Genomic DNA, 24,340 nt, shown 5'->3' with positions numbered 1-24,340 from the left:
CCACTCGCCGTCCACTGTGGCGGGGCGGGATCCTCGTCGAATGCGGATAGAGATCGTGGTGTTCGACGGATTCGACGAGTTGGACGTGTTCGGCCCCTTCGAGGTGCTGGCGATCGCCGGATTCGCGGTCGAGCTGGTCGCGGTCGAGCGGCCCGGCCCGGTGGTCAGCATGCGGGGCGTCCACCTTCAGGTGCCCGCGGTGCTGGGTCGGCCCGACGGTGTGGTCGTGCCGGGCGGAGGGTGGCTGAACCGGGCCGCTGCGGGTGCCTGGGCGCAGGCGCAGCACGGCGTACTCCCCGCTCGGCTGGCCGCGCTGGCCCCCTCGACCCGCTGGATGGCGTCGGTCTGCACCGGCGGTCTGTTGCTGGCGGCCGCCGGCCTGCTGGGCCAGCGGCAGGCGACCACCAACCGCAACGCGTACGAGGAGTTGCGCTCCTACGGCGTCGACGTCGTCGACGAGCGGGTCGTCGACGACGGGGACCGCATCACCGCCGGCGCGCTCGCGGCCGGACTGGACCTGGCCCTGTGGATCACGGAACGAGAGTTCGACGCGGCCACCGCCGACCGCGTCGCGGCCACCATCGAGTACGCGCGACCGGCGCCCACCTGGCTCGCGCCCGCGAGGTAGACGGAGTGAGGTACCCCGGCCTCCCTAGTTGGTCGGTGACGACCGGAGTTCCGGTGCTCGTGCCAGCATGACGAAAGAGTCAAGCAGGTCGATCCTCGTCCGCCGGTGGGTCACCCGGTCACGACATCGTCGCGAGGGTCTCCGATCGGGTCGCGGTGATGCGGTGGCGGCGCACCGGGTACAGGATCGGGCGGGAGATGCTCCAGGCCGCGCCCGCGCAGACGAACTCCTTGTAGCGGGCCGCCAGTGTGCCCTTGAGCAGAGCGGGCCGCGCCCGGTCGTCGGCGGTCACGTACTGGATGATGCCGTCGCGGCGGCCGAGGCTGATGCACTGGTTGAAGTAGCGCAGCGGGGCCTTCGGGATCTTCGTCCGACCGGTCAGGCGGGTGGCGATGGCGTCGGCGGCCTGCCAGGCCATCGGGGTTCCCGAGGCGCAGGACATCCGCAGCGGTTTCCCGCCCGGCCCCTCGGCGAGTGCGGCGTCGCCGACGGCGTACACGTCGGGGTGGGAGACCGACCGCATCGTGGCGTCGACGACGATCTGCCCGCTGTCCGCAACGGTCAGGGTCGTGGCGGCGGCGATGGGGTGGACGGCGAAGCCGGCCGTCCACACGGTCACCTGGGCCGGGAGCACCCGGCCGCCGCCGGTGACCGCGCCGGTGGCGTCGACCCGGGCGATGTCGGTGTGCTCGTGGACGGTGATGCCGAGCCGGTCGCAGACCCCGCGCAGGTGCTGCCGCGCCTTCGCGGTGAGCCAGTCACCGAGCGCGCCCCGGGCGGCGAGCGCGACGTCGAGGTCCGGGCGGGCCTCCGCGATCTCGGTTACCGCTTCCAGGCCGGTGAGGCCGCCGCCGACGACGAGCACTGTCGCGCCGGCCGGGAGCTGGGCCAGGCGGTCGCGTAACCGCGCTGCCGACGGCCTGCCGGCGAGGTCGTACGCGTGCTCGGCGACACCGGGGACGCCGTGGTCCGCGCTGGTGCTGCCGAGGGCGTAGACGAGCGTGTCGTACGCGATCTCGTCGGTGCCGTCCTCGGCGACGAGCGCGACGGTCCGGCGGTCGACGTCGACGGCGGTGACCCGGGCCACCCGGATCTCGACGCCGGTGCCTGCGTAGACGTCGGTCAGCGGTCGACGCCTGAGGTGCTGGCCGGTGGCGAGTTGGTGCATACGGACCCGCTCGACGAAGTCGTCGTCGGCGTTGACGATGGTGATCTGCGTGTCGTCGCGGTGCAGCCGCCGGGCGAGACGCCCGGCGGCGATGGCTCCGGCGTATCCAGCCCCGAGGACGACGATCCGGTGCTTCATGGTGTCACTCCTGTCTCGGTGAGGGTCGCTTCCTGAACCGGACAGCGTCCCGATTCCTGACAGGAGTCGGCTGAGAGCTGGGTCACCAGACGTGCAGCAGGGGCTCCCCGTGCGCGGATGTGGACCAGTGGCGGGTGGCGCGGGCGAGCTTGTCCGGGTTGACCTGGACGTGCAGGGCCGCGACGCCGTCGGGCGTCACCTTCAGCGTCATGACCCCGACGACCTGTTCGTCGAGCACCACCACCAGCGCCGGACCGCCGTTGACGACCTCGGTGTAGAGGGCGGGGCTGCCGCCCACGATGTCGCGTTTGGCGGTGCTGGGCGCGAACAGGCCGCGCAGGAACCGGGCCACCGCCAGCGCGCCGACGACGGGTGTGGTCCGGGCCGGGATCTTGCCGCCGCCGTCGCCGATGCTCGTTACGTCGTCGGTGAGGAGCGTGACCAGCCGCTGGGTCTCGCCGTTGGCGGCCGCCGCGAGGAACTCCTCGACGATCCGGCGCGCGGTGGCGCCGTCGACCTCGGCGCGGGCCCGGTCGCCGGCGACGTGCTGCTTGGCCCGCCGGTAGATCTGCTGGCAGTTCGACTCGCTGACGCCGAGCAGGTCGGCGATCTCCGCGTGTGTGTAGCCGAAGGCCTCGCGGAGCACGTACACCGCGCGCTCCTTGGCCGACAGTCGCTCCAGCAGGGTGAGCACCGCCATGGAGACCGACTCGCGCTGCTCGGCGGTGTCGAGTGGGCCGAGCATCCGGTCCCCGGCCAGGATCGGTTCGGGCAGCCAGGTGCCCACGTACGTCTCGCGTCGGGCCCGCGCCGAGGTGAGCTGGTTGAGGCACACGTTGGTGAGCGCCTTCGTCAGCCAGGCCTCGGGCGTCTCGACGCGCTGCCGGTCGGCGGCCTGCCAGCGCAGGAACGTGTCCTGCACCGCGTCCTCGGCGTCACTTGCCGAGCCCAGCAGCCGATAGGCGATCGCCCCCAGGCGAGCCCTGGCGCGTTCGAAGAGCTCGACCTCGTCCGGACTGAGTGGCATGGCTCGATAGTCAACCACGTCCGGGTGCCCGGCCAGTCGTCGTCAGCGGATGGGCGAGCGTGACGGCCACCGCCGTCAGGCAGATCACGACAGCGGCGACGAGCGGCGGGCGACCGCCGAGGTGGACGGCCGCCGAGCCGAGGGGGATGGCCAGCACGAGTGGGCCGAACATCGCGGTGTTCGCCGTCGCGGACACCCGGCCCAGCAGCTCCGACGGCGTGTGTGTCTGCACGGCCGTCACCGCGGCGACCAGGGTCCAGGGCAGGCCGATGCCGGCGACCACCGCGCCGGCGACCGTGACCGGCCACCATGGCAGGCCACGCGCCAGGCAACCGACGGCGAACAGCACGGTCCCGGCGACGCCGACCGCACCCGGACCCCGACCGGCCAGGAGCCTGCCGACGATCAGGCCGCCGATGACGGAACCGCCGCCCTGTGCGCTTGTCAGCACCCCCAGGAACGTCGTCGGGAGACGGAGGTCGGTGGTCACGATCGTGTAGATCGCCGCGGTCGTGAAGCCGGACATGGCGATCGACACGGCGGCGAGCACGATCGGCACGGCCGTCGCCCGCTGTCCGAACAGGGCCGACAATCCGGTACGCAGGCCCGGGCGTCGCCGCGTCGGCTGGACCGGTGGCGTCCGGTTGAGGCGCACCGCCGCGTACAGGATGGCGACCAGGACCGGCGCGCACGCGCTGAGGACGACGACCGCGTGGCCACCGTGCCAGGCGTAGAGGCCCGCCCCGGCCAGGGGAGCGACGAGCTTCATGCCCTCGCCTGCGCTCGATCGCCACCCGTTGACGTCGCCGAGTTCCGTGGGTGACAGCGCGGACGGCAGCAGCGCCGTCTCGCCCGCGTCGATGAGCACGTAGCTGACGCCGTAGACGCACGAGACGGCGAAGATCAGCCACGTCTGCCCCGGCCCGCGTACCGCGAACAGGGCCAGCAGGGCGGTGGCCAACACGAGGTTGACCGCGATGACCAGCGGCCGTCGGGGTGCCCGGTCGAGCAGGCCGCCGAGCCACGGGCCGGCGAGCACCGGGGCGTACACGCAGAGCCCGGTGAGGGCCGCGAGGCCGGTGGAGCCGGTCAGGTCCAGGGTCCAGATGCCGGCCACCAGGGACATGGCGCTGCTGCCGAGGCCGGACAGCAGTGAGATCGCCACGAACAGTCCGGCGTTGCGCCGCATGAGCCCTCCAGGTTGAGTCGGGATGACTCATCCTTTGCCTTGAGGCTTGTCGGCGCAATGTTGACGGCTCACGTCAACGTGGCATTGACAATGCGGCGTCGAGCGCCGCCGCCGCGGCTCGGGCGGGTGCCGGCAGCCGGTCGCCCGCTTCGGCGAGGTCGGCGGCGAGGGGCAGGGTCAGCGCGTACAGCGACCCCGGGGCGGCGTCCAGGGCGGCGTCCACCGTGCTGCGCACGAGCGCCGCTCGACGGAACCGGGCGTTCCACCGCCGGTCCGCCGCGATCCATCGCTCAAGCTCGGCCACGGCGGCGCGCAGTGCCGCGATCTGCGCCGGGTAGCCGAGGTCGCGGTGCTGCTGCCGGGACCTCCGCGCCGCCACCAGGCGCTGTCGGCGCTGCTCGGCGGCCTGCCGGCTGCCGAGGCCCAACGCCTGCGCCACCTGCGCCCACGTCGCGCCGTCGTGCCGCGCCCGGTCGATCAGGTCCAGTTCCCGCTCGTCCAGATGGGCGCGGGCGACCTGGACGTCCGCCAACTGCGCCAACTCCGACGTCATCTGTCAACGTTACATTGACAGCAAAGGTAGCGGCGCGCGCACCATGAACACTGCCCCGCAACACGTTCAGCCGGACCAGGGTGCCGTCGCGGTCGCACCGGTCCAGCGGGTCGCGCAACACGGCCGTGCCGAGGCCGCTGCCCTGCACGGGTCCGACGAGAGGCGCGGCCGGCGGCCGGCGGTAACCGTCGGTCACCTCCGTGGGGGTGGATGCGGTAGTGAGCGGTATACCTCAGCGTCATATTTATGACTCTCAGGTATATCGCGCACCAGCACATCGACCTGGCGGGCAGCCACAGCGGACAGCCAGCGACCCTCGCCGCGACCCCCAGCCCCGTCTTGGCTGAGGACTGTGAGGCGGCGATCAACGCCGCCGACCCGCAGCGCCGCCGCACAGCTCGATCCGGCCGCGGCGGCGCTCGACGAGGACAGGGCACGACGCCGGCGTACGTCACGCGGGTTGCCGAGCGTGCGCGGACCGCTCTGCGGGAGGGGCTGGCGGCCCGCCTTCCGGTCGATCCGGACGGCTCGGTCCACCTCGGCGCGCGGGTCTGGACCGTTCGGGGTGCGCGGCCGAACAGCAGCCGCGATTCACGTTTTCGCAGCTCAACGGGGGTCCCTGTCGTGCAACGGACAAGACGGTAGGGCCTCCGGCGGAGCACTGTTGGGGCAGGTGCCGACTCCGCTGGGGGCGCCCTCAGCGGGTTCGTCCTCACCGGGACAAGGACGTCATCACCGCCGACGCCACCGCATGGCCGCGTCGCCTGGGCCGGTGCTCCGCCTTCCCTTCCGCACCTGTGTGCGTCCCGCCGGTCCGGCGTCGCCCAGCGCGCCCAGACCCGGCGATCTAGTTCAGAGAGGCACCCCCATGGCCGCTCCCACCGTAACCGCAAGCCTGAACGCGTCGGCCTTCCCGCCCGGCGCCCAGATGCTGCTGACCGTCACCTACTCCGACGCCGACACCAAGCCGTTGACCGTCACCATCGTGGTGACCGACGCGCAGGGCAACAGCAGCGCACCCGTCAAGGTCACCGCGGTCATCGACCCGCTCACCCTGACCGTCACCGACACCTCCGGGCGTACCTGGACCCGGGTCTCCGACAACGGCGCGGTCGCCGTCTACCGGGCGGTGGCGTGATGCCCCGCGTCACCGTGCAGGTGCGCGACGCCGCCGGCAACACCGCGACGGCCAGCGCCGACTACACCGTGGGTGGCCAGCCGGTACTCGGCGGCTACTACCTCTCCGGGGGTGCCGACCCGACCGCCGACATGGCCGGCGGCAACTTCCGCTCACTGACCCAGTACCGCAGCTTCGCCGACGGCTACATCTTCCCCGGCTACAACCGGCCCTGGCTGATCACCCTGGGCCGGTCGGGAATCCAGATGAACATGGTCCTGGAGCTGAAGCACTACGGCGCCCCGGACGGCCCGCAGACCTTCACCGTGGACGGCACCACCTACACCGTGCCGGCGCCGTCGATGACCATCCAGCAGCGCCCCAGCACCACCTGGCCGAAGGCCTACGGGTACGGCCAGGTGGTCAGCGGTCAGTGTGACGGGTTGTTCGCCCGCGCGCTGGCGCAGTACCGGACGCTCGGCTTCGGCGTGAACATCCAACTCGCGTCCGAGTTGGACACCGACCACGAGTTCGGTACCACCGAAGGCGGCGTCGGGTACACCTGGGCGCAGTCCGACGCTCGCGCGTTGCAGGCGCTCAACTACATGCTCACGTGGTTCAAGGCGCGGACACTGCCCGGCGGTACGACATTCTCGGTAGGCGTCGGCGGTTTCGACCGAGCCTGCTTCCAGCGCGTCCACCCCGAGTCGTTGATGACCCGGCTGGATTTCCTCCAGTGGAACGTCTACGGCACCAACGCCAGCCACACCGCGCTGGCCCGGTTCCGCCGTACCAAGGACTGGGCGGTGGCCGACCTCGGCCCGGTGGCGCTGTCCCGTCCGGTGCTCATCGCCGAGTGGGGGGTGCGGGTGGCTGAGATCCCCAACCAGGCCGCCTGGATCGCCACCGTGCCGGCGGCCATCGCGCAGCTCAACGCCGAGCGTGGGCCGGTGATCACCCGGACCAACTACTTCAACTCCGGGTGGGGCACGCTGACGCCGAAGGCGACCGGGCTGGCCGCGCTGCGGGCGGCCTACTCCACCCCGCCGTACGTCTGAGTCCGCGGCTGAGGACCCGGTCGGTGCGACCACCGACCGGGTCCGAGCGGGGGACCCTATGCTCGGATCATGGAACTGCGGATCTTCACCGAACCCCAGCAGGGCGCCAGCTACGACCAACTGCTCACTGTCGCCCGCTGCGCCGAGGACGCCGGCTACGGCGCGTTCTTCCGGTCCGACCACTACCTCAGGATGGGCGACGGCACCGGGGCTCCCGGCCCCACCGACGCGTGGACCACGCTGGCCGGCCTGGCCCGCGACACCAGCCGGATCCGGCTCGGCACGTTGATGACCGCGGCCACCTTCCGGCTGCCCGGCCCGCTGGCGATCACCGTTGCGCAGGTCGACCAGATGAGCGGCGGTCGCGTGGAGCTGGGCATCGGCACCGGCTGGTACGCCGAGGAGCACACCGCGTACGGCATTCCGTTTCCGCCACTGGCCGAGCGGTTCGACCGGCTGGAGGAGCAACTCGCCGTGATCACCGGACTGTGGTCCACACCAGCGGGGGAGCGCTACGAGTACGCCGGCAGGTACTACCCGGTCCGGGACTCACCCGCGCTGCCTAAGCCCGTGCAGCAGCCGCGTCCACCGATCCTGCTCGGCGGGACGGGACCGAAGCGCACCCCCGCGCTGGCCGCCCGCTACGCCGACGAGTTCAACCTGCCGTTCGCCTCGGTGCCGGACACGGCGGCGCAGTTCGACCGGGTCCGCGCGGCGTGCGCGGAGATCGGCCGGGACCCGGCCGAGCTGGTCTGGTCCAACGCGCTGGTGCTCTGCTGCGGGCGTGACGACGCCGAGGTGGCGCGTCGGGCCGCCGCGATCGGCCGCGAACCGGACGAACTGCGGGCCAACGGCCTGGCCGGGACGCCCAGCGAGGTGCTGGACACCATCGGCCGGTACGCGGAGATCGGCAGCGAGCGGCTCTACCTCCAGGTATTGGACCTCGGCGACCTGGCGCACCTCGAACTTGTCGCCAACGAGGTGATGGCGAAGCTCTGAGCCAACGAGCCGCCCTGGGGGGTGCCGCTCGCGGTTCACACGCGGCGATGGGCGCCCACGCCCGTCCCGGACACGTTCGCGTCCCTCAGCACGGTGTCCAACCGCCCGTCCCGGTCACTGTCCACATAGGTGATGTCGGGAATCCCGTCGCCGTCGACATCGATCTGGACGACATCGGCCACGCCGTCGCCGTCCAGGTCGGTGACCACCTCCACCGAGCCGTCCAGGTGCCGGGTCACGATCGACTGTGGCCCGGTGCCGGGCGTGCGCGGCGGCGGGCCGGGTGCCGGCACCGGCGTCGGGGCCGGCGCGGGCGCCGGGGTGGGTCGGGGACCGGGTGTGGGCGCCGGATGGCTGGGCAACCCGCTCGCCGACGGCGCGCTGGCCTGCTCCACGCCGCTGCCGGTCGGGTCCAGCTCCTCCTCGGAGGGATACACATCGCCCCGTGGGGCCGGATCACGGTAGCTGCTCATGGGCGTAGGGTTCCCCGGCGATGACGAGAACAACCGTGCCCGATCGACCGGTGTCCCCGGTGGGCGGTTTGGCGGAAGATGCTGGAACCGACGCCACGGTCATGAACGGGGGTCCGAGCGTGGAACTACGCCGGAATCGGGGGGCCCGTGCGCTCGCTCTGGTGTGCGTACTCGGTGGGGTGTTGCTCCTGGTCTATCCCAGCGACGGCGCCCTGCTACGGACGATCATCGCGGGCGGTGCCGTCGCGCTCGGCGTCGTGGCGCTGGCCAGCGCGCTGCGGCCGTTCCGGTTCGGGATCGGCTCCGACGGGCTCAGCATCCGACGACCCGGCCTGCGCCGGCACATCCCGTGGGCCGAGGTCGACACGTTGGTGCTCGACGAGCCGCCCCGCCGCGACGGCTACCGGAAACCGCCGCGACTGCTGCTGGTGCCCGTGCCGGGAGTGCCGCTGGAGCCGGTGACCGCCCGCCACCCAGTCGACGGCCGGCCCGCCATCGAGCTGCTCGTCCTCGACCAGGTCCGCGAGCAGCCCGACCAGGTGGCCGCCGCGCTCACGCAGTACGCCGGTGACCGTTTCGTCGACCTGCTGGCGCTGCGCCGAGCGGCCTTCGCCGACCCGGACCTCCCGGTGGGCCTGCGCGGCTACCAGATGGACCGGGTCGACAGGTTGATCCGACGCGGCCAGGACGCCCTGCTGTCCGGGGACGCCCCGACCCGGCAGGCGGCCCGGGGTGAGATCGAACGCGCCGGCGCGGCCGGTCTGCCGATCGCCCAGCGTGGCTACAACACGTACCAGACGGATACGGTTCTGGACGCCCTCGTCGCCGCGTTGGCCGACCACCCGTCCACCGATCGGGAGACCGCAACATGATCGCGCACGGACAGCCCGCCACACCGGCCACCGCGGCCGACGTTCCGCGCCGCAACTGGGCCGGCAACGTGCGGTACGCCGCGCGGGCGTTCCACCGACCGACCTCCACCGACGACCTGCGCCGCCTGGTCGCCGGCAGCACCCGGATCCGGGCGGTGGGCAGCGGGCACTCCTTCAACCGCCTCGGCGACACCGTCGGTGACCTGGTCACCCTCGCCGGGCTGCCCCCGGTCGTCGAGCTGGACCGCGAGCGCGGGCAGGTCACCGTGAGCGGCGCGATGCGCTACGGCGACCTCGCCCGACACCTGCACACCCAGGGGTACGCACTGGCCAACCTCGCCTCGTTGCCACACATCTCGGTGGCCGGCGCGGTGGCCACCGCCACCCACGGTTCCGGTCAGGCGCACGGCAACCTGGCCACCGCGGTCGCCGGCCTGGAGTTGGTCACCGCCGACGGCGACCTGCTGCGGGTCGACCGCGAGACCGACCCGGACACGTTCGCCGGCATGGTGGTCGGTCTCGGCGCGCTCGGCCTGGTCACCAGGGTCACCCTGGACGTGGTGCCGGCCTTCGAGCTGCGCCAGTACGTGGCGCTCGACCTCGACCGGGAGGCGTTGGACGAGGCGCTCGGCTCGGCGTACAGCGTGAGCGTCTTCACCGACTGGCGTACGCCCCGACTGCGTGAGGTGTGGCGCAAGCAGGCAGCCGACCAGCCGCCGCCCTCGGCGGACTGGCTGGGCACCACCGCCGCCACCGAGCCACGACACCCGGTACTCGGCATGCCGCCGGAGAACTGCACCCCGCAGCTCGGCGAACCGGGCCCGTGGCACGAGCGGCTGCCGCACTTCAAGCTCGGCTTCACCCCGAGCAGCGGCGACGAGTTGCAGTCCGAGTACCACGTGCCGCGTACGGCGGCGGCCGACGCGCTCGCCGCGCTGGACGAGGTGGCGCACCTGATCGCACCGGTACTGCTGGTGTGCGAACTGCGGACCGTGGCGGCGGACGAGCTGTGGCTCAGCCCGAACCACCAGCGGGACAGCTTCGTCGTGCACTTCACCTGGATCGCCGACACCGCGGCCGTACTGCCGGTGGTGGCCGCGGTGGAGGAGCGCCTGGCGCCGTTCGCGCCGCGCCCACACTGGGGCAAGGTCTTCGTGACCGACCCGACGGAGCTGGCGGCCCGTTACCCCCGCCATGCCGACTTCGCCGCCCTGCTGCCCCACCTGGACCCAACCGGCAAGTTCCGCACGGCCCTCCTAGACCGCCACTTCCCCCGCTAACCCCACCCCCGCCGCCCCCCGCCCCGCCCCCTGACCCCCGTTGATCATGAGGTTATTGCCGCCCTGCCCGGCGTGTCGTGACAATAACTCCATGATCAACGGGGTTGGTCGGGGGTGTGGGCCGGGGTGGGGGTGGCCGGGGTGCGCAGGGTGCTGCGTTGGACTGCTCGGCTGATGTCGCTGGGGGAGACGATTCCGGTTAGGCGGCCGTCTTCGCTCACCACCAGGGCGCGGCCGTCGGCGCACTCGCTGAGCCGGGGGAGCAGGTCGTTGAGTTGCTCGCCGGGCTGGGCGAGGACCAACTGGTCGGCCCGGCAGGCCACCTCGGCAAGCGTGGTCGACGCCCGCCGCTCGGCCGGCACACCGCGCACCCGGTCGACGGTGACCAGGCCGATCGGCCGGCCCTCCTCGGTGAGAGGCAGCGCCGAATGCCGGTACGCGAACAGGTAGTGGTCGACGAAGTCGGCGACCGTCATCTCCGCCGAGGCGGTCTGCGGGTGCGGCGTCATGACGTCACCCACCCGGACCCCGCGTAGGGCACTGCCGGTGCGGGCCTGCCGTTCCTCGGTCCCGGCTGCACCGATCAGGAACCAACCGATCAGGGCCAGCCAGAGCCCACCGAAGCCGACTCCGGACAGGAACTGCCACAGCCCCAGGCCGATCAGCAGGACGCCCAGCACCCAACCCGCCCGCGCGGCGACCACCGACGCTCTGGTCCGGTCACCGGTGGCCTTCCACACCGCGGCGCGCAACAACCGGCCGCCGTCCAGGGGTGCGGCCGGCAGCACGTTGAAGATGGCCAGCAGCACGTTGATGCCGGCCAGCCACGCCACCGCCCCGAAGAGCAACCCGTCCTGCCCGGCCAGCGCGAGCAGCGCGGCGATCACGCCGAAGAATGCCCCGAGCAGCAGGCTGACCAGGGGGCCGACCCCCGCGATGCGCAGCTCCGCGCCCGGGTCGCGCGGCTCGCCCCGCAGCTCGGCCACACCGCCGAACAGCCACAGCGTGATGCCGTCGACCGCCAGCCCGTTGCGCTTGGCCACCACCGCGTGCGACACCTCGTGGGCGAGCAGGCCGACGAAGAAGACCACCGCCGCGGCCAGCCCGGCGAGGGTGTACGCCACGGACGAGCGATCGGGGTACGAGCGGGGGAACTGATTGGCGGCCAGACCCCACGCGATCAACGCGAAGATGACCAGAACGCTCCAGTTGACCCCGACCGGCACTCCCGCGATCCGACCAAGTCGGAAACTGGCCCTCATCCCACCGAGATACCCCAGTCGGGCCCGCCCATGCGAGACCCGACTGAGCCGGACACGCGACGCTGTCGTCCCTGTCTGAGTATGCAGCGGGTAGGGTCAGAGTATGACTCGCCGCATCACCATCAGCCTGCCCGATGACGTGGCCGCGTACGTTGAGCGCACGCAGGGCAACACGTCAGGCTTCATCACCGGGATCCTGCGCCGGAAGATGCGTGCCGACAGCCTTCGCGCCCGTTGGGCACAACTCGGCTACGTGGTGACCGACGAGGACATCGAGCGAACCCGGTCGCACCTTGCCGCGCGAGCGCCGATCACCGACGAACAGCACGCCCGCAACGCCGAGTGGCTGCGCCAGTTCGACCAGGACGGCACGGCTGCCGCGTGAACGGTCTCGTCCTGGACACGTCAGCACTCCTCGCCTATGCCTCCGGCACGAGCATCGAGCCGGGAGCGATCCTGACCCTCGCCGAGGAGGACCCGGAGCAGGTGGTCTGGATTCCCGCGCTCTGCCTGGGCCAGGCCCAGCTGGAGGTGGCTGGCACGCCAGCGGTCCACCTGCTCGACCTGCTGCTCAGTGAGGAGCGGGACATCAACGTCGCGGTCTACGACGCGCCGAGCAGTCGGCGGGTGGCCCGGATCGCCGCGCGGTTCGACGTGCCGCTGGACATCGCCCACGCCGTGGCGACCGCCGTCCTGTACCGCTGCTACCTGGTCACCCGCGACCCCAAGCGGGTGGCCCCAGCGGCACCACCCGATCTGGAGATCCTCGACATCTCGCTGGGCTGGGGCTGAATCGCCAGTCCGGCGCAGGCCGGGCAAGTGAGCATGGGCACGCCGGTCATCGCGCTGATGAAAGCGAAGTCGCTGTCGTCATGCAAAACGGGTCACCCCGTTTCACGCCGTGTCCGGCTCCACGGTCCCGACGGGGCCGGACAGATCGGGCAACCCGCCACTCTTGAGCCAGTCGGCGAACTGTCGCCGCTTATCCCGATCGACGACGGCCTTCAGGGCGGCATTGACAGTGGCCTTCTTCGTCGTGGTGCCGAGAATCCTGCCAGCCTCGTTTAGGAGTTCGTCTTCGACGTCAAGGATCGTCCGGCTCACGGTGTCTCCTCAGCATGGCGATCGCCATCGATGATATGAAGATGGCGAAGTTTTGATGTCACGCCCCGCCGAGACGGCATGCTGACTTGTCCTTGACGCGTCCGCCCTCCAGCGAGCTTCGAGGCGCATCTGCATCAACCTTCGAGCGGTGAAGCGTCCATGTCAACCGGCCGGAAGGCTTGCCGGGCGCTGCTGTCGCAGCACCCTACGGCGCGCTCACGTCTACAGTGCCCCCTGCTTGACGCTGGCGACGAAGGTCGACCAGGCGGTTGGGCCGAACATCAGCACCGGGCCGGTCGGGTCCTTGCTGTCGCGCAGCCCGACGAGGCCGGGCACATTGTCCGCGACCTCGACGCAGTCGCCGGAGCCGTTGCTGCGGGTGCTCTTCCGCCAGATCACGGGGGCCACGTGGATCTCTTCCATTACGCGCCGTCCTCTCATCGCTCGTCGATCGCCCCCTGGATCAGGTCGCGCGACTCACGAGCGCTGGCCGCCGTGGCGACCAGGTGGTCGAAGATGCGGCTGTACTCCCTGACCTGTTGGCCTTCGAGGTAGAGGCTACCGGCGCGGGTCTCGATGTAGACCACCCCGGGGTCGGCCGGCTCGGGAAACGCGAGCACACTGAACGCGCTGCCCATCGAGCCGTATTCGCCGGCCTCGAAGGTCAGGATCTGGACGGTGTTGCCGGGTCGCTGGGCCTCGTCGTCGCCACCGATCTGCCCTCCGCCCAGCGTCTTGCCCGGGTGGTCGCGCACTGGGCGCACGTCCTGCCGCAGCTCGAAGCCGGCGGCACCAGCGTGTCGGCCGAGGACGACCAGAACGTACGCCACTGGGTCTTCTGCGACCGCATCCTGTCCGAGGGTCGGCGCTGCCTGCTGCGGGCCGACCACGACGGTGCGTGTTCCCGGCGTCTCGCGAGACGGCGATGACCCCCGTGGCCGTGCTCACCTACTTGAGCTGCGCCTGATGGCCGTTTCAGCGGCGGGGTGCTTCGCTGGCGATGGTCGCCTCCCGGGGCAGGGCCGCCGCCCGCAGCGCCCAGTCCAGCGCGTAGTCGGCGACCTCCTCCCAGCCGTCCTGCCCGACGGTGAAGTGTGATCGGCCGGGAAACTCCTGGTAGGCGGTGAGTGCCCGGGACTTCTGGTAGAGCGCCGCGTTGGCCCGGACCACTGACGCCGGCACCACGTGGTCGGCCCCGCCGGCCAGCAGCAGCAGGGGTGCGCGGTTGTCGCGGGTGGTGTCGACCCGGGCCGGCGAGCGCGGGTCGACGTTGGCGAAGGCACCCTCGAAGAACACCCGGCCGGCACCGGGGACGGCGTAGCGCTGATATGCCCGGTCGGAGTCCGCACGGCTCATCGCGTTACCGAAGGTGTAGGCGAAGTCGTCCGGGGTGAACGGGACGGCCTTGCTCCGGTTGGCGGGGCTGCGCAGGATCGGGAAGCCGGAGCGCAGTTGGCTCAGCGGCACCTTGAGCACCCCCTTCACCGCCGCCGGGTGCACCCCCACGACCGCCGAGCCGAGCCCTCGGTCGGCGAGGACCTGGGCGAACAGGCCACCGAACGAGTGGCCCATGATGATCGGCGGTCGGGGCAGCGCCCGGATGATCTTGTCGTAGTGCGCGACGATCGTGGCCATGCTCTGGTCGGCGATCGGGCTGGGATCGTCGCGCAACTGCTCCACGGACCGGTCCATCCCGGGCCAGGCCGGGGCGATGACGTGCATGCCACGCCTGGTGTACCGCTCGACCCACCCCTGCCAGCTACGGGGGGTCATCCAGAGTCCGTGGATCAGCACGATCGTGTCGACCTGGCCCTGCGGCATGGCACCCATCGCATCCTCCCGGTGTCGCGGCGTCCGGCCCGGCGGTTACCCGCTCCCACACGCGGAATTCCTCCGAGAACGCGATGGGCTCGCGCCGGGATGACCCCTGACAAATGTCACGGTCGGAACGTGACGACCGCTCCGGGCCCCGGGGTCCGCGCCGCCGGAGCATGAGTGCCATGACCAGTACGCATCCGGCCGTCGAGTTGAACGGCCTCACCAAGACCTTCGGCGCGGTCACCGCGGTCGACGGGCTGAGCCTGCGGGTGCAGCCCGGCGAGGTGGTGGCGTTCCTCGGCCCAAACGGGGCGGGCAAGACCACCACCATCGACATGCTGCTCGGTCTGGCCCGCCCGGACGGGGGCACCGTCCGCGTCCTCGGCGGCACCCCGGACAACGCGGTGGCCCAGGGTCGGGTCGCCGCCGTTCTCCAGACCGGCGGGCTGCTCAAGGACCTCACCGTCGGCGAGACGGTCGAGCTGACCGCCCACTTCTACCGGCACACCCGCCCCACGGCCGAGGTGCTGGAGCGGGCCGGTATCGCCGACATCGCCGGGCGGGTCGTCGGGCGGTGCTCCGGCGGCCAGCAGCAGCGGTTGCGTTTCGCGCTGGCACTGTTGCCCGACCCGGATCTGATGGTGCTCGACGAGCCGACCACCGGCATGGACGTCGAGGGCCGGCGGGACTTCTGGCAGGCCCTTCGCCGCGACGCGCGGGCCGGTCGGACCGTCATCTTCGCCACCCACTATTTGGACGAGGCCGACGCGTACGCCGACCGGATCGTGCTGGTCCGACAGGGGCGCATCGTGGCCGACGGCACCACCGCGGAGATCAAGAACCTGGCCGCCGGCCGCACGGTCCGGGCCACCCTGCCCGGTGCCGACCAGGCCGCGCTGGCCGCGCTGCCCGGCGTGGACGCCGTGGAGGTACGCGGCGACAGCGTGCTGGTGCGCACCGGCGACTCGGACGCGATCGCCCGGCACCTGCTCACCCGAACCGACGCCCGGGACGTGGAGATCACCTCCCGCAACCTCGAGGACGCCTTCCTCGCCCTGACCACCGCGCACCCCGGAGCCTGAGATGACCACACTCACCCCCACCCGTGCCGTCGAGCCGGACCGTCGGCTGCCCGCCCTGGGCGGGTTCGCCCCGGGCGTCCTGCGCATCGAACTGCGCCGGGTGCTGCGTAACCGCCGCACCCTCGCCTTCACGCTGATCATGCCGGGCGTCTTCTTCCTCATCTTCGGTCTGCCGCAGGGCGGGCAGTCGCTGGACAACGGCCGCCCGGTCACGGCGTACGTCATGATCAGCCTGGCCGTGTACGCGGCCATGGTGGCGACCACCAGCGCGGGCGGCGCGGTCGCCACCGAGCGGGCCCTGGGCTGGAGCCGTCAGCTACGGCTCACCCCGTTGCGCCCGACCGCGTACGTGGCGACGAAACTGGTCACCGCGATGACCCTCGGCCTGCTCGCCGTGGTCGTCGAGTTCCTGGTGGGCGCGGCGGCCGGTGTGCGCATCCCGGTGTACGTCTGGCTGCTGTCCGGGCTCGCCGCCTGGCTCGGCTCGCTGGTCTTCGCCGCGTTCGGCCTGTTCATCGGCTACCTGGTGCCGGCCGAGAACGTCATGCAGTTCATCGGCCCGATCCTGGCGGTGCTGGCCATGTTCGGTGGGCTGTTCGTCCCGGTCGAGGTGCTGCCGGAGGTGCTCCAGCAGGTCGCGAAGTTCACCCCGGTGTACGGCATGGGTGTGCTGGCCCGCGCCCCGCTGACCGGCGACGGGGTGAGCGTGGCGGCGGTGGTCAATCTCGTCGGCTGGGCGCTGGTCTTCGGTGTCGGTGCGGCCCGGCTGTTCCGTCGGGACACCGCGCGGGTCTGACCCCGCCCCCGGCTAGCGTGGACCCGATGGACCTCTCGACCGGGAAGCCCTGGCCGGTGAGCCGCCACTGGCGGTTCACCGGCTGGCTGCTGGCGGCCGTGTGGCTGTTCTTCCTCAACGTGCCGCTCGCCACCGCGTTGCACCAGCCGGAGCCGTGGCGGCGGGCCGTCGGGGTGGTGGCCCTGGTCGCCTTCGGCGTCGGTTACGTGCTGCTGTTCCAGTGGGCCCGCAAGCAGCGCCAGACCCTGCGGCCGGTCCCGGCGGGTCGGGCGCGGGCCGGGCTGGTGCTGCTGCTCGGGGTGGGCCTGGCCAGCATGCCGGGCACCGGTGGGGACTGGTTGGCGACCCTGGTCTACGTGGCGGCGGCGAGCGTGTTCCTGCTGCCGCCCCGGGAGGCGTTGGCAGTCGTACTGCTCTGCGCCGTGACCCCCGTGCTGACGTCCTGGCTGGTGCCGGGCTGGCAGGCGGAGAGCGGCATCGTCTTCGCGGTGCTGCTCGCCTCGTTCGCGATGTTCGGGGTGTCCCAACTGGCCCAGCGCAACAGCGAACTCCGGGCCGCCCAGCAGTAGATCGGCCGGCTCGCGGTCGCCGAGGAACGGTCCCGCGCCGCCCGCGACCTGCACGACATCCTCGGGCACTCGTTGACCGTGGTGGCGATCAAGGCGGAGTTGGCGGGCCGGCTCATCCAGGTGGACCGCGACCGCGCCGCCACCGAGATCGCCGAGGTGGAGGCGCTGGCCCGCGCGGCGCTGTCCGACGTGCGGCAGACCGTCGGGGCGTACCGCGAGGTCACCCTCGCCGCGGAGCTGGCCGGCGCCCGCTCCGCGCTAGCCGCGGCGGGCATCGCGGCGGATCTGCCGGCCGAGGTGCCGGCGCTGCCGGACGGTTGGGACCGGTTGTTCGGGTGGGCGGTACGGGAAGGGGTGACGAACGTGGTCCGGCACAGCGGGGCGCGGTGCTGCACGGTCCGGGTACGCCCGGATGGGGTCGAGGTGAGCGACGACGGTCGGGGTCCGTCCACTCCCGACACCACCGGGCACGGACTCGTCGGCCTGCGTGAGCGGGCGCGGGAGTTGGACGCCGTGGTGAGCGTCGGCCGTCGGTCCGACGGGAGTGGCTTCCTGCTGCGGGTGCACGCCCCGGCGGAGGCCCGGTGAGTGCCTCCGGCCCGGGCCGGTCCAACCCGATCCGGCTGCTGCTCGCCGACGACCAGGCGCTGGTTCGCGGCGCGCTAGCCGCGCTGCTCTCGCTGGAGGAGGACCTGAGCGTGGTGGCCGAGGTCGGCCGGGGCGACGAGGTGGTGCCGGCGGCCCGCCGCAGCAACCCCGACGTCGCCCTGCTGGACGTGGAGATGCCCGGCCTGGACGGGATCGCCGCCGCCGCCGCGTTACGGACCGCGCTGCCGACCTGCCGGGTGCTGGTGGTGACCACCTTCGGTCGGCCCGGCTACCTGCGTCGGGCGATGGAGGCCGGCGCGAGCGGCTTCGTCGTCAAGGACACCCCGGCCCGGCAACTCGCCGACGCGGTCCGTCGGGCGCACGCCGGCCTGCGGGTGGTCGACCCCACGCTGGCCGCCGAGACCCTGGCCGCCGGGGTGAGCCCGCTGACCGACCGGGAGACCGAGGTACTGCGGACCGCCCGCGGGGGTGGCACCGTCGCCGACCTGGCCGGGGCGCTGCACCTGTCCGAGGGGACGGTACGCAACCACCTGTCGGCGGCGATCGGCAAGACCGGTGCCCGCAACCGGGCCGAGGCGATCCGGGCCGCCGAGCAGAACGGTTGGCTGCTCGGCGAGTGACGGCCGCCGGTCAGGCGGTCGGGGGCGGGGTGGGTAGCCTGTCGACAACCACCACGCTGCTGCCGGGGCGGACCTCGGCGAGCAACTCCCGCTGGCCACTGCGGGTCAGCCGGATGCAGCCGTTCGTGGTGTTCTCGCCCAACTCGTCGTCGTTGTGCCAGGTGTGCACCCCGATGTGGGCGCCCCGCAGCCCGGCCGGCACCGACTCGGGGTCGTCGGGCACCGAGCCGAGGGCGTAGATGTCCACCCCGCCGTAGACCTCCTCGGGCGGCGGGGTGCGGCCCAGGACGAAGGTCCGCCCGAGCGGAGTGTCCTGCCCCGACTGGCCGAGGCTGACCTCCCAGGAGCGCACCGCCGTGCCGGCCCGGTACCAGGTGAGCCGGTGGACCTTGCGTTCCACCACGATCTGGTCGCGCAACGCCACGGTGTCGAACCCGCCGGGAGGCAGCCAGGCGAGCCGCCGATTGGCGGAGGGCAGCAGGACGGCGATCCAGCCGGAGCGCCGTTCGGCGATCGGCATGGTGAGGTCGACGCCGCTGATCGTTGGTTCGAGGAAGGCTCGTGGACGGCCGCCCGGCGCGTCGTACGCGGTGATCCGCCTGGTCGGGTGGGCGCCCTCGGTCAGCGGCGTGGTGTCCATGGTGGCCGGGTCCGTGGGGAAGCCTCCGGGCGCGGGGTCGTAGTCGACCACCGGCAGCCCCGCCGGGGCGGCCGCGGCCGGGGGAATCGGCTCCTCGGGGCTCTGGTCGACGATGCTCGGCGTCGGGTCGGCCGCCGCGATCCGTCGGTCGGGGGCTGTCGTGCCGGGGGTCAGGGCCTGGCCCACCAGCAGCGCGGCCACCAGCAGGGCCGGCACGGCGATGACGGCGGCCACCCAGGGGCCACGGCGGCGGTACGGGGACTTTCCGTCAAACAGCACTAAACCACTCTAAGGTGGCGGACGGTCCAAGGACCCCGGTTCGGTGATACCCGCCAGCCGAAGGTCCGGACCCGGTCCGAGGTGGACGGCAACGCACGTCGACGCCACTCGGTTCGATCCCGGCCCAGAAATTTTCCTGACGGATGATCCGCGCGCCCCGCCGGTCCGTACTGGATGGGGGAGCAGGGGTCGGCCGGTGGTACGCCGCCGCGAGACGATCGAGGAGCACATGGCCCGGGCACAGCAGAACCAGAAGGCGGCCACCGTCCGGACCAGCGCCAGCAGTCGGGGGGTACGCACACCGTCCCGGTCGGCAGCCACCATGCTGATCGCGTCGGTGCTCGCCGCACTGTGGGCGGCGGTCATGCTGACGGGCGCCGGACAGAAGGCGTACGCGTACGGCTTCTTCTTCACCGAGTTCTTCGCCGGGGTGATCTCCCTGGTGACGTTGAGCCTCACCGTGATGCTCGGGCTGCTCGCCACCGACCGGCTGGTGCTGCGCATCTCGCACCGGGTGCTGATGCAGTCGGCGCACCGGGCCACCGGCGTACTGGGCGTGGCCGGACTCGGTTTCCACGTCCTCACCAAGATCGCCACTGGGCGGGCCGCCGCGACCGACGCGCTGGTGCCGTTCGTCGGCGGCCGAGGGCTCTACGTCGGGCTCGGCACCGTGGCCGCCCTGCTCATGGTCAGCGTGATCTGGACCGGCATCATCCGGGCTCGCTTCGCCGGCGTCGGTCCCAAGTGGCTGTGGCGCACGCTGCACTCCACCGCGTACCTGGCCTGGCCGTTCGCCGTGCTGCACGGCCTCAACGCCGGCCGGGCCGCAGCGCCCTGGGTGGTGTTCAGCTACCTGGGCTGCATCCTGCTGGTGGTGCTGGCACTGCTGGTCCGGCTCTCGGTCACCATCGGCCGGCGCAGCCGCGAACAGCACCAGGCCGCGGTGCGCAACGCGGTGCTGGCCGGGCGGGCCAACGAGACGAACACGGGCCGGTCGCTGCTGGCCGGGCTGACCCGACGCAAGAACGCCGACGCCGACACGCGTCCCGGCTGGGCGGACACCACCACCGCGACGTGGGCCGCTCCGGCCGCGCGTCGCGACCCGGACCGGTTCACCGTCCCGGTGGTGCCCGAACCCGGTTCCCTCGTCGAGCCGACCCGGCCCAGCCGCCGCCGGCGGGTGGAAGAGCCGGCAGCCGGCCGCGACACCGAACGGCCCTCGCGCGGCCGGCGGGACGAGCTGGAGCCCACGACCCGCCGGTCGCGGCGCAGCGTCGAGGAGACCGTCACCCGCGGGCGCGACGACGAAGAGGCGGAGCCGGTGACCCGGCGGCGCGGCTCGCGTACCCGGGACGAGGCGGTGCCGACCGGACGGCGACGCGTCGAGGAACCGGCCGCCGAACGGTCCAGCCGCCGGTCCCGCGACGAGGACGACGGCACCCGGTACTCGGCACCGCCACGGCCGACGGTCGAGCCGGAGGAGCCGTGGGACAGCCCGCGCCGGTGGCAGGCCGCCGAGCCGATCTCCGCCGGCCCGGTCTCCGTCGAGCCGATCTCCGCCGGCCCGATCTCGGCCAGCCCCATCTCGGCGACGCCGCGCAGCGGCAGCGGCCGGCACAGCGTCGAGGACGACGTGCCAGAGGAGCCGGACTACTGGCGTCCGCCGGCCCGGTACGTGCCGGACGAGGTCGCGCCGCCCGTCGACGACACCCCGACCCTCGTCGACCTGGCGTCCCGGCGCGCTCGGCGGGCAGCCGGCGAGGGCCGGTCCGCCAAGCGTCGCAAGGCCAGTGCGGACGCGGTGGACGGGGCGTACTGGGCTGGGCTGCGGGGTGAGGCGAAGTGATGCGCACCGCGGTGCCACCGGTCGCCTGCGTGGGCGAGCCCCGGCTCACCGCCGGCTTCGCCGAGTACGGCCGACTCGACCTGGCCGCGCACGAGGAGGTGCACGGACCGATCGGCCCGATGGAACCGGCGCAACTGCTCCGGCTCGCCGAGGGCATGCAGCTCAAGGGCAAGGGCGGGGCGGGTTTCCCGTTCGCCCGCAAGTTGCGTGCCGTGCTGGAGTCCTGCGAACGGCAGGACCTCGCCGCCGTCGTGGTCGTCAACGCCACCGAGGGGGAGCCGGCCAGCTGGAAGGACAAGGTGCTGCTCACCCGCGCCCCGCACCTGATCCTGGACGGTGCGGCGCTCGCCGCGTACGCGCTGGACGCCGACGAGATCGTCATCGGTGTCGCCGACGACGGGGTCGGTCGGGACTCGCTGATGGAGGCCCTCGAAGAGCGCCGGATGCCGGTGCTGACCACGATCGTCACCGTGCCGCACCGGTTCATCTCCGGCGAGGGCGGCGCGCTCGTCAACGGGATCAACGGGCTGCCGCACATCCCGCCCGGCACCAAGAAGCGCTCCAGCGACTCCGGGGTCAGTGGCCTGCCCACCCTGCTGTCCAACGCCGAGACGTACGCGCAGCTCGCCGTCGGCGCCCGACTCGGCCCGTACGAGTACGCGGCCCTCGGCACCGACGACGAGCCCGGCACCGTGCTGCTCACCGTGACCGGCGCGGCGGGCCGGCCGGCGGTGGTGGAGTGCACCGCCGGGATGCCGCTGCGCGACGTCCTCGACCTGTGCGAGGTGCCGGAGATCCAGGGCATCCTGATGGGCGGCTACCACGGCAAGTGGATCACCCCGGAGGCGGCGGACACGGCCGAGGTGTCCCGCAAGGGCCTGGCGGCGGTCGGCGGCACGCTCGGCGCGGGCATCATCATCCCGCTCGGCGTCGACACCTGCCCGCTCGGGGAAGCCGCCCAGGTGGTGCGCTATCTCGCCGGGGAGTCCGCCGGCCAGTGCGGACCGTGCAAGATGGGCCTGCCGGACCTGGCCCGCGCGGTGGACCTGGCCGTGGCCGGGAGTCAGCCGGCCGAGGTGGTGCGGGCCGCCGCCGGTGAGGTGAAGGGTCGGGGCGCGTGCAGTCACCCGGACGGCACCGCCCGGTTCGCGCTCTCCGCGATCGAGGTCTTCGCCGAGGACCTGCGGCTGCACAGCACCGGTGACGGCTGTGGCCGGCGCGTCAAGGGTGTGATGGGGCTGCCCGGCGCACCCGACGCGAACCCGCAGAAGCTCACCCTGGACTGGTCACGCTGCGACGGGCACGGCCTGTGCGCGCACGTCGTACCGGACTTCATCCGGCTCGACGCGAACGGATATCCCGCCTTCCCGCCCACCCCCGTGCCGACCTGGCTGCGGGAGGGCGCGTTGAAGGCGGTCAAGGTGTGCCCCGAGCTGGCTCTCCGCCTCGCCAAGGCCGAGTAGGGAAGGGCACCTCCCGGACAACTGTCGAACGGAGACACGGATGCGCAGCTGGCACGCTCGGGGGCGACGGTCCCGGTTCGGTGTGGGCCGGCGGGCCGGCGCCGCCGTGGCGCTGGCCGCCGCGCTGCTCGGCGTGGCCTCCTGCACCGGTACGGCCGCCCCGCCCGCGGCGGTCGCCGCGCCGGCCACCACCGGTGCCCCGCCAGCCGCCACCGTCACCGCGACCGGCTCGCCGAGCACGGCCCCGGCAGCGGTCCCGGACGTGCTGCGCTTCACCGGCACCACCCTCGGCGGGGCGGCGTTCGACGCGGCGCAGCTCGCCGGCAAGCCCGTGGTGCTGTGGTTCTGGGCGCCGTGGTGCGCCACCTGCGCCAGCCAGGCGTGGACGGTCGCCGAGATCGAGCCCCGCTACCGGGACACCGTGCCGATCATCGGCGTCGCCGGGCTGGGCGAGCAGCGGGCCATGAAGGAGTTCGTCACCGAGTTCGACCTCGGCGGAACGCCGCAGATCGACGACCGCAAGGGCGCGCTCTGGAAGCGGTTCAGGGTGACCGAGCAGAGCATCTTCGTGATCATCGACCGGAACGGCCGGGTCGTCCACCAGGGCTTCCTGGACGGTGAGGCGCTCACCGCCCGGGTCGCCGCCCTGGCCGGGGCGTGACCGCCGCCCTGCTGCTCGCGCTGACCGCCGGCATGCTCGGCGCCGTCAACCCGTGCGGCTTCGCGTTGCTGCCCGCGTACCTCTCGCTGTTGGTTGCCGGTACGTCGGACGCCCGCGGCGCGGTCGGCCGCGCGCTCACCGCGGCGGCCGGGCTGACCCTGGGGTACGTGCTGGTGTTCGGCGCGTTCGGTCTGGCGCTCGCGCCGCTGGCCGGCTGGTTGCGGCCCCGGCTGCCGTGGCTGACCGTGGTGCTCGGCGTGCTGCTGGTGGCGGCCGGCTGCTGGCTGCTCGCCGGCCGGCGGCTGCCCGCCCCCGGTTGGTCGGCCCGAGCGCCCCGGCTGACCCGCACCTGGCCGTCGATGGCGCTGTTCGGCGCGGCGTACGCGCTGGCGTCGCTCGGCTGCGCCATCGCGCCGTTCCTGGCCATCGTGGTGACCAGCCTCCAGGCCGGCTCGACCGGGCGGGGGTTGGCGCTGTTCGGCGCGTACGCCCTCGGGATGGGCCTGGTGGTCGCGGTCGCCGCGCTCGCTGTGGCGCTGCTGCGCGACGGGCTGGTGGCGAGGCTGCGCGTCGCCGGCGCGCTGGTGCCCCGGCTCAGCGGCCTGGTGCTACTGCTCGCCGGCGGGTACGTCGCCTGGTACGGCTGGTACGAACTACGACTGTCCGCCGGCCGCCGCGACGCCCTGCGGGACCCGGTGATCGAGGCGGCGTCCCACCTGCAACGAACCCTGTCCACCACCCTGGACGCCGTAGGCCCACCCGTGCTGCTGGCCGCGCTGGGAACCCTGGTCCTGACCGCACTCCTGATCAAACACTCCCACCGCCCACCCACTCCCACCCCGCCCACCGCGGCGCCCCCCAACCCGCCCGGCCCCGTTGATCATGGAGTTATAGCCACGACACGCCGAGGCGAGGGGCAATAACTCCATGATCAACGGCCGGAGGGCAGGGGTGGCGGGGCGGGCGGTCGGAGGGTGGGGGTGGGGGTGGGGTGGGGTTAGTCCCTGTCGCCTCTGGCGATGCGGCCCGTTCCGGGCTGAAAATCGTGTTGGTCGCTCGCTGACGTCGTCGCTCCTTGGTCCGTACGAG

28 protein-coding genes and 1 pseudogene are annotated in these 24,340 nt (G+C 72.6%); 18 read left to right on the top strand and 11 right to left on the bottom strand.

Going from position 1 to position 24,340, the window contains the following annotated elements; all coding sequences use genetic code 11:
* The first annotated feature begins 40 nt into the window (after positions 1-40).
* Complete coding sequence (locus AB0C25_RS34825; RefSeq protein ID WP_357379184.1) at positions 41-628, top strand: DJ-1/PfpI family protein; 588 nt, start codon at positions 41-43, stop codon at positions 626-628.
* A gap of 118 nt (positions 629-746) precedes the next feature.
* Here the strand turns inward: AB0C25_RS34825 and AB0C25_RS34820 are convergent, their stop codons facing one another.
* The 4 genes from AB0C25_RS34820 to AB0C25_RS34805 form a co-directional block, all read right to left on the bottom strand.
* Positions 747-1,934: an FAD-dependent oxidoreductase gene (locus tag AB0C25_RS34820; protein ID WP_357379182.1), complete on the bottom strand. Its 1,188-nt coding sequence runs from the start codon at positions 1,932-1,934 to the stop codon at positions 747-749.
* Positions 1,935-2,016: 82 nt separating this feature from the next.
* Complete coding sequence (locus AB0C25_RS34815; RefSeq protein ID WP_357379180.1) at positions 2,017-2,961, bottom strand: RNA polymerase sigma-70 factor; 945 nt, start codon at positions 2,959-2,961, stop codon at positions 2,017-2,019.
* Between the two features lie 10 nt (positions 2,962-2,971).
* Complete coding sequence (locus tag AB0C25_RS34810) at positions 2,972-4,150, bottom strand: MFS transporter (protein WP_357379178.1); 1,179 nt, start codon at positions 4,148-4,150, stop codon at positions 2,972-2,974.
* Positions 4,151-4,223: 73 nt separating this feature from the next.
* Positions 4,224-4,703 carry a hypothetical protein gene (locus tag AB0C25_RS34805; RefSeq protein WP_357379176.1) on the bottom strand — a complete coding sequence of 160 codons (480 nt, stop codon included), beginning with the start codon at positions 4,701-4,703 and terminating at the stop codon, positions 4,224-4,226.
* A gap of 868 nt (positions 4,704-5,571) precedes the next feature.
* On the opposite strand from AB0C25_RS34805, the gene AB0C25_RS34800 reads away from it, so the two are divergent.
* The 3 genes from AB0C25_RS34800 (at position 5,572) to AB0C25_RS34790 (ending at position 7,877) form a co-directional block, all read left to right on the top strand.
* Positions 5,572-5,841 carry a hypothetical protein gene (locus AB0C25_RS34800; RefSeq protein ID WP_357379175.1) on the top strand — a complete coding sequence of 90 codons (270 nt, stop codon included), beginning with the start codon at positions 5,572-5,574 and terminating at the stop codon, positions 5,839-5,841.
* Positions 5,841-6,878, top strand: coding sequence for a hypothetical protein (locus AB0C25_RS34795; protein ID WP_357379173.1), 1,038 nt, complete (start codon positions 5,841-5,843; stop codon positions 6,876-6,878). The genes AB0C25_RS34800 and AB0C25_RS34795 overlap by 1 nt, the downstream gene beginning before the upstream one ends.
* A 69-nt stretch (positions 6,879-6,947) precedes the next feature.
* Positions 6,948-7,877, top strand: coding sequence for an LLM class F420-dependent oxidoreductase (locus AB0C25_RS34790; protein WP_357379171.1), 930 nt, complete (start codon positions 6,948-6,950; stop codon positions 7,875-7,877).
* Between the two features lie 35 nt (positions 7,878-7,912).
* Here AB0C25_RS34790 and AB0C25_RS34785 read toward each other — a convergent pair whose 3' ends face one another.
* Positions 7,913-8,350, bottom strand: coding sequence for a hypothetical protein (locus AB0C25_RS34785; protein WP_357379169.1), 438 nt, complete (start codon positions 8,348-8,350; stop codon positions 7,913-7,915).
* A 101-nt stretch (positions 8,351-8,451) separates the two neighbouring features.
* On the opposite strand from AB0C25_RS34785, the gene AB0C25_RS34780 reads away from it, so the two are divergent.
* Both AB0C25_RS34780 and AB0C25_RS34775 read left to right on the top strand, forming a co-directional pair.
* Entirely contained in the window at positions 8,452-9,222 is a 771-nt protein-coding gene (locus AB0C25_RS34780; RefSeq protein ID WP_357379167.1) for a hypothetical protein, read from the top strand.
* The gene (locus tag AB0C25_RS34775) at positions 9,219-10,502 is read left to right on the top strand and encodes an FAD-binding protein (RefSeq protein WP_357379165.1); all 1,284 of its coding nucleotides are present in this window, start codon (positions 9,219-9,221) and stop codon (positions 10,500-10,502) included. Before AB0C25_RS34780 ends, AB0C25_RS34775 begins: the two co-directional genes overlap by 4 nt.
* A gap of 95 nt (positions 10,503-10,597) precedes the next feature.
* Here AB0C25_RS34775 and AB0C25_RS34770 read toward each other — a convergent pair whose 3' ends face one another.
* Entirely contained in the window at positions 10,598-11,764 is a 1,167-nt protein-coding gene (locus AB0C25_RS34770; RefSeq protein WP_357379163.1) for a site-2 protease family protein, read from the bottom strand.
* 103 nt (positions 11,765-11,867) lie between these two features.
* Between AB0C25_RS34770 and AB0C25_RS34765 the strand changes: the two genes are divergently transcribed.
* Both AB0C25_RS34765 and AB0C25_RS34760 read left to right on the top strand, forming a co-directional pair.
* Positions 11,868-12,149, top strand: coding sequence for a hypothetical protein (locus AB0C25_RS34765; protein ID WP_357379161.1), 282 nt, complete (start codon positions 11,868-11,870; stop codon positions 12,147-12,149).
* The gene (locus AB0C25_RS34760) at positions 12,146-12,556 is read left to right on the top strand and encodes a hypothetical protein (protein WP_357379159.1); all 411 of its coding nucleotides are present in this window, start codon (positions 12,146-12,148) and stop codon (positions 12,554-12,556) included. The genes AB0C25_RS34765 and AB0C25_RS34760 overlap by 4 nt, the downstream gene beginning before the upstream one ends.
* Before the next feature lie 102 nt (positions 12,557-12,658).
* Here AB0C25_RS34760 and AB0C25_RS34755 read toward each other — a convergent pair whose 3' ends face one another.
* The 3 genes and pseudogenes from AB0C25_RS34755 to AB0C25_RS34745 all read right to left on the bottom strand — a co-directional run.
* A complete protein-coding gene (locus AB0C25_RS34755; protein ID WP_357379157.1) occupies positions 12,659-12,868 on the bottom strand; it encodes a type II toxin-antitoxin system VapB family antitoxin in 210 nt (69 codons plus the stop codon).
* 222 nt (positions 12,869-13,090) lie between these two features.
* Complete coding sequence (locus tag AB0C25_RS34750) at positions 13,091-13,291, bottom strand: DUF397 domain-containing protein (protein WP_357379155.1); 201 nt, start codon at positions 13,289-13,291, stop codon at positions 13,091-13,093.
* Positions 13,292-13,305: 14 nt separating this feature from the next.
* Positions 13,306-13,572: pseudogene (locus AB0C25_RS34745) on the bottom strand (Scr1 family TA system antitoxin-like transcriptional regulator); the annotation flags it as partial.
* On the opposite strand from AB0C25_RS34745, the gene AB0C25_RS34740 reads away from it, so the two are divergent.
* Entirely contained in the window at positions 13,540-13,797 is a 258-nt protein-coding gene (locus AB0C25_RS34740) for a hypothetical protein (RefSeq protein ID WP_357379244.1), read from the top strand. The pseudogene AB0C25_RS34745 and the gene AB0C25_RS34740 overlap by 33 nt on opposite strands.
* Before the next feature lie 46 nt (positions 13,798-13,843).
* On the opposite strand, the gene AB0C25_RS34735 is transcribed toward AB0C25_RS34740, so the two are convergent.
* On the bottom strand, positions 13,844-14,698 hold the full coding sequence (locus tag AB0C25_RS34735; protein ID WP_357379153.1) for an alpha/beta hydrolase: 855 nt from the start codon (positions 14,696-14,698) through the stop codon (positions 13,844-13,846).
* A 170-nt stretch (positions 14,699-14,868) separates the two neighbouring features.
* Here AB0C25_RS34735 and AB0C25_RS34730 point away from each other — a divergent pair, with 170 nt between their 5' ends.
* The 5 genes from AB0C25_RS34730 to AB0C25_RS34710 are packed head-to-tail and all read left to right on the top strand — an operon-like array spanning position 14,869 to position 18,362.
* Positions 14,869-15,768, top strand: a complete 900-nt coding sequence (locus tag AB0C25_RS34730; protein WP_357379151.1) for an ABC transporter ATP-binding protein — start codon at positions 14,869-14,871, stop codon at positions 15,766-15,768.
* 1 nt (position 15,769) lies between these two features.
* Positions 15,770-16,564 carry an ABC transporter permease gene (locus AB0C25_RS34725; RefSeq protein WP_357379149.1) on the top strand — a complete coding sequence of 265 codons (795 nt, stop codon included), beginning with the start codon at positions 15,770-15,772 and terminating at the stop codon, positions 16,562-16,564.
* A 26-nt stretch (positions 16,565-16,590) separates the two neighbouring features.
* Positions 16,591-17,133 carry a hypothetical protein gene (locus AB0C25_RS34720; protein WP_357379148.1) on the top strand — a complete coding sequence of 181 codons (543 nt, stop codon included), beginning with the start codon at positions 16,591-16,593 and terminating at the stop codon, positions 17,131-17,133.
* The gene (locus tag AB0C25_RS34715; protein WP_357379242.1) at positions 17,134-17,721 is read left to right on the top strand and encodes a histidine kinase; all 588 of its coding nucleotides are present in this window, start codon (positions 17,134-17,136) and stop codon (positions 17,719-17,721) included.
* On the top strand, positions 17,718-18,362 hold the full coding sequence (locus tag AB0C25_RS34710) for a response regulator transcription factor (RefSeq protein WP_357379146.1): 645 nt from the start codon (positions 17,718-17,720) through the stop codon (positions 18,360-18,362). Before AB0C25_RS34715 ends, AB0C25_RS34710 begins: the two co-directional genes overlap by 4 nt.
* Before the next feature lie 10 nt (positions 18,363-18,372).
* Here the strand turns inward: AB0C25_RS34710 and AB0C25_RS34705 are convergent, their stop codons facing one another.
* The gene (locus tag AB0C25_RS34705; protein WP_357379144.1) at positions 18,373-19,281 is read right to left on the bottom strand and encodes a L,D-transpeptidase; all 909 of its coding nucleotides are present in this window, start codon (positions 19,279-19,281) and stop codon (positions 18,373-18,375) included.
* 196 nt (positions 19,282-19,477) lie between these two features.
* Between AB0C25_RS34705 and AB0C25_RS34700 the strand changes: the two genes are divergently transcribed.
* The 4 genes from AB0C25_RS34700 to AB0C25_RS34685 are packed head-to-tail and all read left to right on the top strand — an operon-like array spanning position 19,478 to position 24,174.
* A complete protein-coding gene (locus AB0C25_RS34700) occupies positions 19,478-21,127 on the top strand; it encodes a hypothetical protein (protein WP_357379142.1) in 1,650 nt (549 codons plus the stop codon).
* Positions 21,127-22,590 (top strand): NADH-ubiquinone oxidoreductase-F iron-sulfur binding region domain-containing protein, encoded by a 1,464-nt coding sequence (locus AB0C25_RS34695; protein ID WP_357379140.1) that lies wholly within the window; start codon positions 21,127-21,129, stop codon positions 22,588-22,590. The genes AB0C25_RS34700 and AB0C25_RS34695 overlap by 1 nt, the downstream gene beginning before the upstream one ends.
* Positions 22,591-22,630: 40 nt before the next feature.
* Positions 22,631-23,251 carry a thioredoxin-like domain-containing protein gene (locus AB0C25_RS34690; protein WP_357379138.1) on the top strand — a complete coding sequence of 207 codons (621 nt, stop codon included), beginning with the start codon at positions 22,631-22,633 and terminating at the stop codon, positions 23,249-23,251.
* Positions 23,248-24,174, top strand: coding sequence for a cytochrome c biogenesis protein CcdA (locus tag AB0C25_RS34685; RefSeq protein WP_357379136.1), 927 nt, complete (start codon positions 23,248-23,250; stop codon positions 24,172-24,174). The genes AB0C25_RS34690 and AB0C25_RS34685 overlap by 4 nt, the downstream gene beginning before the upstream one ends.
* Positions 24,175-24,340 lie beyond the last annotated feature (166 nt).

The organism is Micromonospora sp. NPDC048839 (assembly GCF_040649915.1).
Classification (GTDB): domain Bacteria; phylum Actinomycetota; class Actinomycetes; order Mycobacteriales; family Micromonosporaceae; genus Micromonospora.
This window is presented reverse-complemented; position numbering and strand designations above follow the sequence as displayed.

Bases quoted from the DNA above. Each gene is read 5' to 3' on its own strand.
- AB0C25_RS34825 (WP_357379184.1), top strand. From the start codon at position 41: ATGCGGATAGAGATCGTGGTGTTCGACGGATTCGACGAGTTGGACGTG.
- AB0C25_RS34820 (WP_357379182.1), bottom strand. From the start codon at position 1,934: ATGAAGCACCGGATCGTCGTCCTCGGGGCTGGATACGCCGGAGCCATC.
- AB0C25_RS34815 (WP_357379180.1), bottom strand. From the start codon at position 2,961: ATGCCACTCAGTCCGGACGAGGTCGAGCTCTTCGAACGCGCCAGGGCT.
- AB0C25_RS34810 (WP_357379178.1), bottom strand. From the start codon at position 4,150: ATGCGGCGCAACGCCGGACTGTTCGTGGCGATCTCACTGCTGTCCGGC.
- AB0C25_RS34805 (WP_357379176.1), bottom strand. From the start codon at position 4,703: ATGACGTCGGAGTTGGCGCAGTTGGCGGACGTCCAGGTCGCCCGCGCC.
- AB0C25_RS34800 (WP_357379175.1), top strand. From the start codon at position 5,572: ATGGCCGCTCCCACCGTAACCGCAAGCCTGAACGCGTCGGCCTTCCCG.
- AB0C25_RS34795 (WP_357379173.1), top strand. From the start codon at position 5,841: ATGCCCCGCGTCACCGTGCAGGTGCGCGACGCCGCCGGCAACACCGCG.
- AB0C25_RS34790 (WP_357379171.1), top strand. From the start codon at position 6,948: ATGGAACTGCGGATCTTCACCGAACCCCAGCAGGGCGCCAGCTACGAC.
- AB0C25_RS34785 (WP_357379169.1), bottom strand. From the start codon at position 8,350: ATGAGCAGCTACCGTGATCCGGCCCCACGGGGCGATGTGTATCCCTCC.
- AB0C25_RS34780 (WP_357379167.1), top strand. From the start codon at position 8,452: ATGAACGGGGGTCCGAGCGTGGAACTACGCCGGAATCGGGGGGCCCGT.
- AB0C25_RS34775 (WP_357379165.1), top strand. From the start codon at position 9,219: ATGATCGCGCACGGACAGCCCGCCACACCGGCCACCGCGGCCGACGTT.
- AB0C25_RS34770 (WP_357379163.1), bottom strand. From the start codon at position 11,764: ATGAGGGCCAGTTTCCGACTTGGTCGGATCGCGGGAGTGCCGGTCGGG.
- AB0C25_RS34765 (WP_357379161.1), top strand. From the start codon at position 11,868: ATGACTCGCCGCATCACCATCAGCCTGCCCGATGACGTGGCCGCGTAC.
- AB0C25_RS34750 (WP_357379155.1), bottom strand. From the start codon at position 13,291: ATGGAAGAGATCCACGTGGCCCCCGTGATCTGGCGGAAGAGCACCCGC.
- AB0C25_RS34735 (WP_357379153.1), bottom strand. From the start codon at position 14,698: ATGGGTGCCATGCCGCAGGGCCAGGTCGACACGATCGTGCTGATCCAC.
- AB0C25_RS34730 (WP_357379151.1), top strand. From the start codon at position 14,869: ATGACCAGTACGCATCCGGCCGTCGAGTTGAACGGCCTCACCAAGACC.
- AB0C25_RS34725 (WP_357379149.1), top strand. From the start codon at position 15,770: ATGACCACACTCACCCCCACCCGTGCCGTCGAGCCGGACCGTCGGCTG.
- AB0C25_RS34720 (WP_357379148.1), top strand. From the start codon at position 16,591: ATGGACCTCTCGACCGGGAAGCCCTGGCCGGTGAGCCGCCACTGGCGG.
- AB0C25_RS34695 (WP_357379140.1), top strand. From the start codon at position 21,127: ATGCGCACCGCGGTGCCACCGGTCGCCTGCGTGGGCGAGCCCCGGCTC.
- AB0C25_RS34690 (WP_357379138.1), top strand. From the start codon at position 22,631: ATGCGCAGCTGGCACGCTCGGGGGCGACGGTCCCGGTTCGGTGTGGGC.